Origin of the sequence: Streptomyces sp. NPDC056486 (assembly GCF_042795295.1) — a bacterium.
Classification (GTDB): Bacteria; Actinomycetota; Actinomycetes; order Streptomycetales; family Streptomycetaceae; genus Streptomyces.
On record NZ_JBHTSF010000282.1, the window covers coordinates 1 to 6,551 of the forward strand.

General features: G+C 71.0%; 6 protein-coding genes. 1 reads left to right on the forward strand and 5 read right to left on the reverse strand.

What is annotated here, in order from left to right:
* Positions 1-106 precede the first annotated feature (106 nt).
* From ACFQ7F_RS44925 to ACFQ7F_RS44945, 5 genes are read right to left on the reverse strand one after another with little or no spacing between them, the layout of a single operon-like run.
* Complete coding sequence (locus ACFQ7F_RS44925; RefSeq protein WP_383285259.1) at positions 107-1,420, reverse strand: ABC transporter substrate-binding protein; 1,314 nt, start codon at positions 1,418-1,420, stop codon at positions 107-109.
* The gene (locus ACFQ7F_RS44930) at positions 1,417-2,532 is read right to left on the reverse strand and encodes a branched-chain amino acid ABC transporter permease (RefSeq protein WP_383285262.1); all 1,116 of its coding nucleotides are present in this window, start codon (positions 2,530-2,532) and stop codon (positions 1,417-1,419) included. The genes ACFQ7F_RS44925 and ACFQ7F_RS44930 overlap by 4 nt, the downstream gene beginning before the upstream one ends.
* Positions 2,525-3,415: a branched-chain amino acid ABC transporter permease gene (locus tag ACFQ7F_RS44935; RefSeq protein ID WP_383285265.1), complete on the reverse strand. Its 891-nt coding sequence runs from the start codon at positions 3,413-3,415 to the stop codon at positions 2,525-2,527. The genes ACFQ7F_RS44930 and ACFQ7F_RS44935 overlap by 8 nt, the downstream gene beginning before the upstream one ends.
* Positions 3,412-4,233: an ABC transporter ATP-binding protein gene (locus tag ACFQ7F_RS44940; RefSeq protein WP_383285268.1), complete on the reverse strand. Its 822-nt coding sequence runs from the start codon at positions 4,231-4,233 to the stop codon at positions 3,412-3,414. The genes ACFQ7F_RS44935 and ACFQ7F_RS44940 overlap by 4 nt, the downstream gene beginning before the upstream one ends.
* Complete coding sequence (locus ACFQ7F_RS44945; protein ID WP_383285271.1) at positions 4,230-5,042, reverse strand: ABC transporter ATP-binding protein; 813 nt, start codon at positions 5,040-5,042, stop codon at positions 4,230-4,232. The genes ACFQ7F_RS44940 and ACFQ7F_RS44945 overlap by 4 nt, the downstream gene beginning before the upstream one ends.
* A gap of 223 nt (positions 5,043-5,265) precedes the next feature.
* Between ACFQ7F_RS44945 and ACFQ7F_RS44950 the strand changes: the two genes are divergently transcribed.
* On the forward strand, positions 5,266-6,465 hold the full coding sequence (locus ACFQ7F_RS44950) for a PucR family transcriptional regulator (protein ID WP_383285274.1): 1,200 nt from the start codon (positions 5,266-5,268) through the stop codon (positions 6,463-6,465).
* The last annotated feature ends 86 nt before the right edge of the window (positions 6,466-6,551 follow it).

Sequence of the window (6,551 nt, forward strand, 5' to 3'; positions counted from 1 at the left end):
CCATTCGGTTCGGGCCCCCTTTGCGTGCCGTCTGTCGCCCTTCGGGCCGTCCTCAAACTCCCCCAAGCTCTGAAGGAGCAGGGGGGGACCCCCACAGGCTGAAACCTCAGCCGCCCGCCGTGTACCCCTCGACCGCATCCGCGGCGCCCGGCTCCCTGGCCACCTTCATGCCGCCCGTCACGCCCTTGTCGGGGCGCAGGATCACGCTCTCCTTCGAGGAGGGCGCCTTGGGGTCGGTGAAGTCCTGGTCGACGCCGAGGCCCGTGTCGTAGGCGTTGATCGTCAGGAGCGCCTTGTCGACGCCCTCACGGGTGAGGTCCTTGCTCTTGCACGCCCTCTTCAGTGCCTCGCCGAAGATGGACGCCGCGGTCCACCCGGCTGACACGCCGTTGTCCAGGGCGTCCTTGGGGTACGCCGCCTTGTAGTCGGCGACCAGCTTCTTCGCGAGGGGGGTGTCCGCGCCGATCGGGAGGGTCGGCGAGGCCACGTAGTAGTTCTTCGCCAGGGCGGGGCCCGCCTGCGTGCCGAGGAGCTGGGGTGCGAACGCCGAGTTGTTGCCGATGATCGGGACGTCGAACTTGCCGGCCGCCGCGACACCCACGAGGGAGGCCGCCTGCCGCGGGCCCGCACTGATCACCACGCCCTTCACTCCGGCCTTCTTCAGGGCCGCGACCTGCGCCGTCATGTCGTTGTCGGTCGGCTTGATCTTCTGCTCCACGACGGTGAGGCCCGACTTCTTCGCCATGTACCGCGAGCCCTTCAGCGCGTTCTCGCCGTAGTCGCCCTCGAAGTAGACATGGCCGAGCTTGTCGCCCTTCTTGAGGCCCTTCTCCTTCATCAGGAAGTCGATCGCGTTGATCGTCTCCAGGTCGTACGTCGAGCCGACGACCCGGACGTACGAGCTGCCGAGGAGGTTCGCCGACCACGCCTGAGGCAGCACGAGCGCCTTGTCCGCGTCGACCCGCTGCTTGACCGCGGCGACGAACGGGGAGCCGATGAACTGGGCGAAGCCGAGGACGTCGGGCTCCAGCTCCGTGTACGCGGCGACCGCCTTCTGGGGGTCGTAGCCGTGGTCGCGGACGGTCAGCTTCAGCTTGCGGCCGCAGATGCCGCCGTCGGCGTTGGTCTGCTTGACGTAGAGCTGCTGTGCCTGGGTGACGCTCTTGCCCAGGGTCGCGTAGACACCGGTCATGTCGGTGAGCACGCCGAGGGTGATCGTGTCGGCGGAGACACCGACGCCGGTCTTGACCCCGCCCGCGCCCTCCTTGTCGCCCTTGTCGTCGTTGGCCTTGGAGCTGCAACCTGCCACCGCGAGCAGCGCGGCGAGCGCCGTCGCCGTAGCGGTGGTCCTTCGCGTGGTGCTTCTCGTGGTCCTTCTCGTGGTCCTTCTGGCAGTCCTTCTCAGTGTGCGTGAACTCATTGTTCCTCCCCTGGAGTTGGGCCGGACGCCGGCCTGGAGCGCCGGGCGGCGATGCTGGCCAGGCCGCCGGGCAGGAACAGCACCACCGCCACGACGGCGGCGCCGTACAGATACCGGGATGCCTCACCCGGCGTGATCCCGCCGGTCCCGGGGGCCGAGACCAGGGGCAGCGCGTCGCTGTACCGGGTCAGGAGCTGCGGAAGGAGGGACACGACGGCCGCACCGGCCACCGCTCCCGCCACCGAGCCGAGGCCGCCGATGACGATCATGGCGAGGTATTCGAGGGACAGCGTGATGCCGAAGTAGTCCGGCACGGTGCGCTGGAAGACGAGGGCAAGGAGGACCCCTGCGAGGCCCGCGTACATCGACGACAGGACGAAGACGCCCGCGCGGTAGCGGGCGACGGGCACCCCGATGACGCCCGCGGCGACGCGGTGGTCCCGGATGGCGTTCATGGCACGTCCAGGGCGCCCGCGCAGCACACCGCGGGCGAAGAGTCCGCAGCCGACGAGGAGGACGAGCCCCGCGTACCAGAGCTTCTCCGACGCCCCGAACGGCACGGCGGCCACCACGAGCTCGCTGTCGTCGAAGGTGATGCCGAAGACGCTCAGGGGCGGTACGTCGCGTCCGTTGGAGCCGCCGGTCAGATCATGGGCGTTGAACAGGACGTGCTGCCCGATGAAGATGAGGGCGAGCGTCGCGATGCCGAGGTACGCGCCCTGCAGGCGTCCCGCGATGGGGCTGAAGAGCCCGCCCGCGATCCCCGCGACGCCGACGGCCAGGGCGGCGGCGATCCAGGTGGGAAGCCCGAGCCCGGTCAGGCCACCATCCCCGTCCCCCGCGAAGACGCAGTATCCGTACGCGCCGATCGCGAGGAAGAAGGCGTGCCCCATGGAGAGCTGTCCTGTCGCGCCGGTGAGGAGGTTGAGGCCGATCGCGCCGATGGCGGCCGCCATGGCGAACAGGCCCGCCTGGAGCCAGAACCGGTCGAGGTAGAAGGGCAGGGCGAGCAGGAGCACGGCTCCCGCGATCCATACGTACGTCCGCGGGCGCGTCAGCCTCGTACGGTTCCGGGAGCGCAACTCCCGGCCTCGGGCCAGGACTTCAGACACGGGTGAGCTCCTTCGTGCCGAAGAGTCCGGCGGGCCGGATGAGGAGGATGACGGTCATCACCAGGTAGGGCGCCAGGTCGCCCAACCCACGCCCCAGGAACGTGAGTTCGCTCTGATAGCCGGTGGCGAGGGACTCGGTGACCCCGACGACGAGTCCCCCGACGAGCGCACCCGTGGTGGAGTCGAGGCCGCCGAGGATCGCGGCGGGGAACGCCTTCAACGCGGCGAGGGAAGTGGCCCGTTCCAGACCCGGGGTCGGGAAGACGGTGAGGAAGAGCGCCGCCACGGCGGCGAGTCCCCCCGCGACCGCCCAGGCGCCGAGGGAGACCCGGCCCAGGCGCACACCCATCAGGGCGGCGGTCTCCGGGCTCTCCGCTGCGGCACGCATCGCCACACCCCAGGAGGTGTAGCGGAAGGCGAGCAGGAAGACGGAGATGAGGAGCGCGGCGGCGACGAACGCGGCGATCCGCGTGTACGCGATGGAGACAGAACCGATGGTGAGCACCGAGTCGCCCCAGGGGTCGCCGAGTGCGAGCACATCGGTGCCGAGGCGGCGGGTGAGTTCGGTGGTGAGCAGGATGTCGACGCCGATGGTGACGATGGCCAGGACACTGTGGTCGGAGCCCCGATAGCGCCGCATGACCAGGAACTCGATGGCGGCACCGACGACGGCGGCTCCCGCGATACCGACGAGCAACGCGGGCCAGAAGCCGATGTCGTCGTGGAGGGACGCGGTGATGTAGCCGCCCGCCAGGAGCAGCGAGGCGTGCGCGAAGTTCACGACTTCGGTGGCCCGGAAGATGACGACGAAACCGAGGGCGATGAGGGCGTAGACGGAGCCCATCGAGAGACCGTTGAGCAGGAGCTCGACGAAGGTGTTCATGAGGTGGCCTCCTCTCCCAGGTACGCCCGCACGACCGCCGGGTCGTTCTGTACGGCCGCCGGTGCGCCGTCCGCTATGCGCCGGCCGAAGTCCAGTACGGTCACCGCGTCAGCGAGCCGCATCACCACCCCCATGTCGTGTTCCACCAGGACGATCGAGATTCCGAGGCTGTCGCGGACGCCCGCGATGACGGCGGCCGTGCGCTGCCGCTCGTCGGCGGTCATGCCCGCGACGGGCTCGTCGAGCAGGAGCAGCCGGGGCTCCATGCACAGGGCGCGGGCCAGCTCGGCGAGCTTCTGCTGCCCGTACGGCAAGGAGCCCGCGGGGGCCTGTAGTTGGTGCTCGATACCGACGAACGCGGCTATCTCCCGCACCCGTTCACGGTGGCTCCGCTCCTCGCGCGCGGCCGACGGAAGGCGGAGCCCAGCGGCGACGAATCCCGTGCGGGTCAGCCGGTGGCGTCCGAGCATCAGGCTGTCGGCGACCGTCGCGCGCGGCGGCAGGGCCAGGTTCTGGAAGATCCGTGCGACGCCCAGGTCGGCGATGCGGTGCGGAGGCATCGTCGTCAGCTCGTGCTCACCGAAGCGGACGCTGCCGCCGGTGGCGCGGTACACGCCGGACAGGACGTTGAAGCAGGTGGACTTCCCCGCGCCGTTGGGTCCGATGACGGCGTGCACGGTGCCGGGCCGTACGGTGAAACTGACGGCGTCGAGCGCGGTGAGGCCCGCGAAGCGGACGGTCAAGTCCCGTACTTCCAGGGCGGGTACGTCGCCCGTTTCCATGGGCTGCGCGTCGGCCGCCCCGCGTTCCTCGCTCATCGTCGGCCCGCCCAGCGCCTCAGCACCGGCAGCGCGCTGACGCCGCGCGAGGCATCGGCCGCTGCGGTCTCGTCGACCACGCCGAGATAGCGGCGGCGTACCTCGTCGGAGGCGGACAGCTCGTCCGCCGGTCCCGCGAGTGCCACTTCGCCCACGTCAAGGACGTACGCACGTGAGGCGAGGCGCAGCGCGAGTGCGGCGTTCTGTTCGACGAGGAGGACAGCGGTGCCCTGGGTGTTGATCTCCTGGATGGTGTCGGCGATGCGTGCCGCCATCAACGGGGCGAGCCCCAGGGAGGGTTCGTCAAGGAGCAGCAGCTTCGGCGAGGCCATCAACGCCCTGGCCACCGCCAGCATCTGCTGCTCGCCGCCCGAGAGGAGCCCGGCCCGCTGGCCCGCGCGCTCGGCGAGCACGGGGAACAGTTCATGGACGCGGTCCAGGGCTCTGGCCTTGGCTCCCCGGCTTCCCGCGGAGCCGAGCGCACCCGCCCGCAGATTGTCGGCGACGGTCATCCGGGCGAACACCCGTCTGCCTTCCGGCACTTGGGAGACTCCGGCGGCGACCACCCGGTCCGCGTGCAGTCCGTCGATGCGCCGCCCGCCGAAGTGGATGGAGCCGGTGGTGAGCGCCCCCCGGTGAAAGCCGAGGGTGCGTGAAATGGCGCGCAGGAGCGTCGACTTGCCCGCGCCGTTGCCGCCTAGCACGGCGACGACGGCGCCGTCCGGCACTTCGAGCGACACCTGGCGCAGTGCGCGCACCGGCCCGTATCCGACCGACGCGTCCTGTACGACCAGTCCGGAACCACCCACCTGGACCCCCCTGTCCTCCGCTTGCCTTCGCGTGGCGCTCACCCCAGCACCGCCGCGCCCGCCCGTCCACGGCCTGTGTCCGAATCGCTGCGGGTGACCAGCGGGACCGGCCGCCTGTTGTGCACGGGCACAACACCGCGTGTCAGGGGCCTGCCAGGGGTGGTCGGGCGATGGCATCCTCCGCAGCACAGGGACAACGGCGGGCGGCGGCGATGGGGGTTCCATGAGCGGACGCAGGCCTCGGACGGGCCACGACTGGAAGGTGCTGGAGGAGGCGTGCGTGGCGCTGCTCCCCCGTGTCCCCGAGCTGGTGGACGAACATCTGCGGCAGCTCTTCGAGCACTCGCCGGTGTACGCGCGGGTCCTTCCGCACGACCAGCAGTGGCAGGAGGCGGAAGAAGCGATGCGGATCGGCATCGAGACCATCTCGGCGCCGCGCGCCTCACCGCGCCGCGATCTGGAGTACGCGGAGGAGGCAGGGCGGCGCCGGGCGCAGCAGGGTCTTCCGCTCGACCTGGTGGTGCACTCGTACCGCAACGCGGGCTATCTGGTCTGGGACTCGCTGCTCGAAGGCACCGAGGGGCAGAATCCCGAGAAGCTAGCGGTCCTGATGCGTTCGGCGACGATGGTGTGGTCGGCGGTCGACGCGCAGGCCCAGGCCGCGTCCGACGCCTACCGGGCGACGGAGATGGAGCTGCGGCGGCGCACCGACGAGCAGCTGCAGGCGCTGCTCGACGCGCTCCTCGAGGGGCAGGCCGGACCCGGGCTCGCCTCGCAGGTGGCCGCCGGGCTCGATCTTCCGGAGCGCGGGCCGTACGCGGTGGTGGTGCTGCGCGCCGAGCGACGGGACGGACGTGCCGCGTTCCACCGGCAGATCCAGCGGGCCGGGTTCCGCTTCGTCTGGCGGATGCGGACGGACCGGGAGGTGGGGGTGGTGGCGCTCGGGGCGGAGGAGGGCCTGGACGAGTTGGCCGCCGCCCTTGACGGGCGGTGCCCCGGGCCCGGCGGCATCAGCCCTGTGGTGGCGGGGCTCTCCGAACTGGGCCACGCGCGTCGCCTCGCCGAACTGGCCCTGCGTACGTGCCCGCCGGACGCGACCGGGATCGTACGGCTCGACCAGCGGATGCCGACGGCGCTGGTGGTGAGCCAGCCGGAGTTGGCGGGACGCCTTGTGTCGGACGTGTTCGGCGAGGTGCTTGCCCTTGAGCCGGGGGATCGGGCGGTGCTGCTTGAGACGCTGGACGCGTGGCTGCTGTGCGAGGGGTCCGCGGGGCGGGCCGCGGGGCGTCTGTACTGCCACCGCAACACGGTGTTCAACCGCTTGCGGCGGTTGGAGCAGTTGACCTCGCGGTCGCTTGCGCGGCCCCGGGATCTGATGGAGATGACGCTGGCCCTGGACGCGTATCGGCTGGCGCCGGGCTGAGGCAGCTGTCGGCCGGGCTGGATATCCAGCCCGGCCGAAATCCGGGCCCGTAAGGGGCGCGGGGAACTGCGCGACCAGCCCCCACC

Bases quoted from the DNA above. Each gene is read 5' to 3' on its own strand.
- ACFQ7F_RS44925 (WP_383285259.1), bottom strand. From the start codon at position 1,420: ATGAGTTCACGCACACTGAGAAGGACTGCCAGAAGGACCACGAGAAGG.
- ACFQ7F_RS44935 (WP_383285265.1), bottom strand. From the start codon at position 3,415: ATGAACACCTTCGTCGAGCTCCTGCTCAACGGTCTCTCGATGGGCTCC.
- ACFQ7F_RS44940 (WP_383285268.1), bottom strand. From the start codon at position 4,233: ATGAGCGAGGAACGCGGGGCGGCCGACGCGCAGCCCATGGAAACGGGC.
- ACFQ7F_RS44950 (WP_383285274.1), top strand. From the start codon at position 5,266: ATGAGCGGACGCAGGCCTCGGACGGGCCACGACTGGAAGGTGCTGGAG.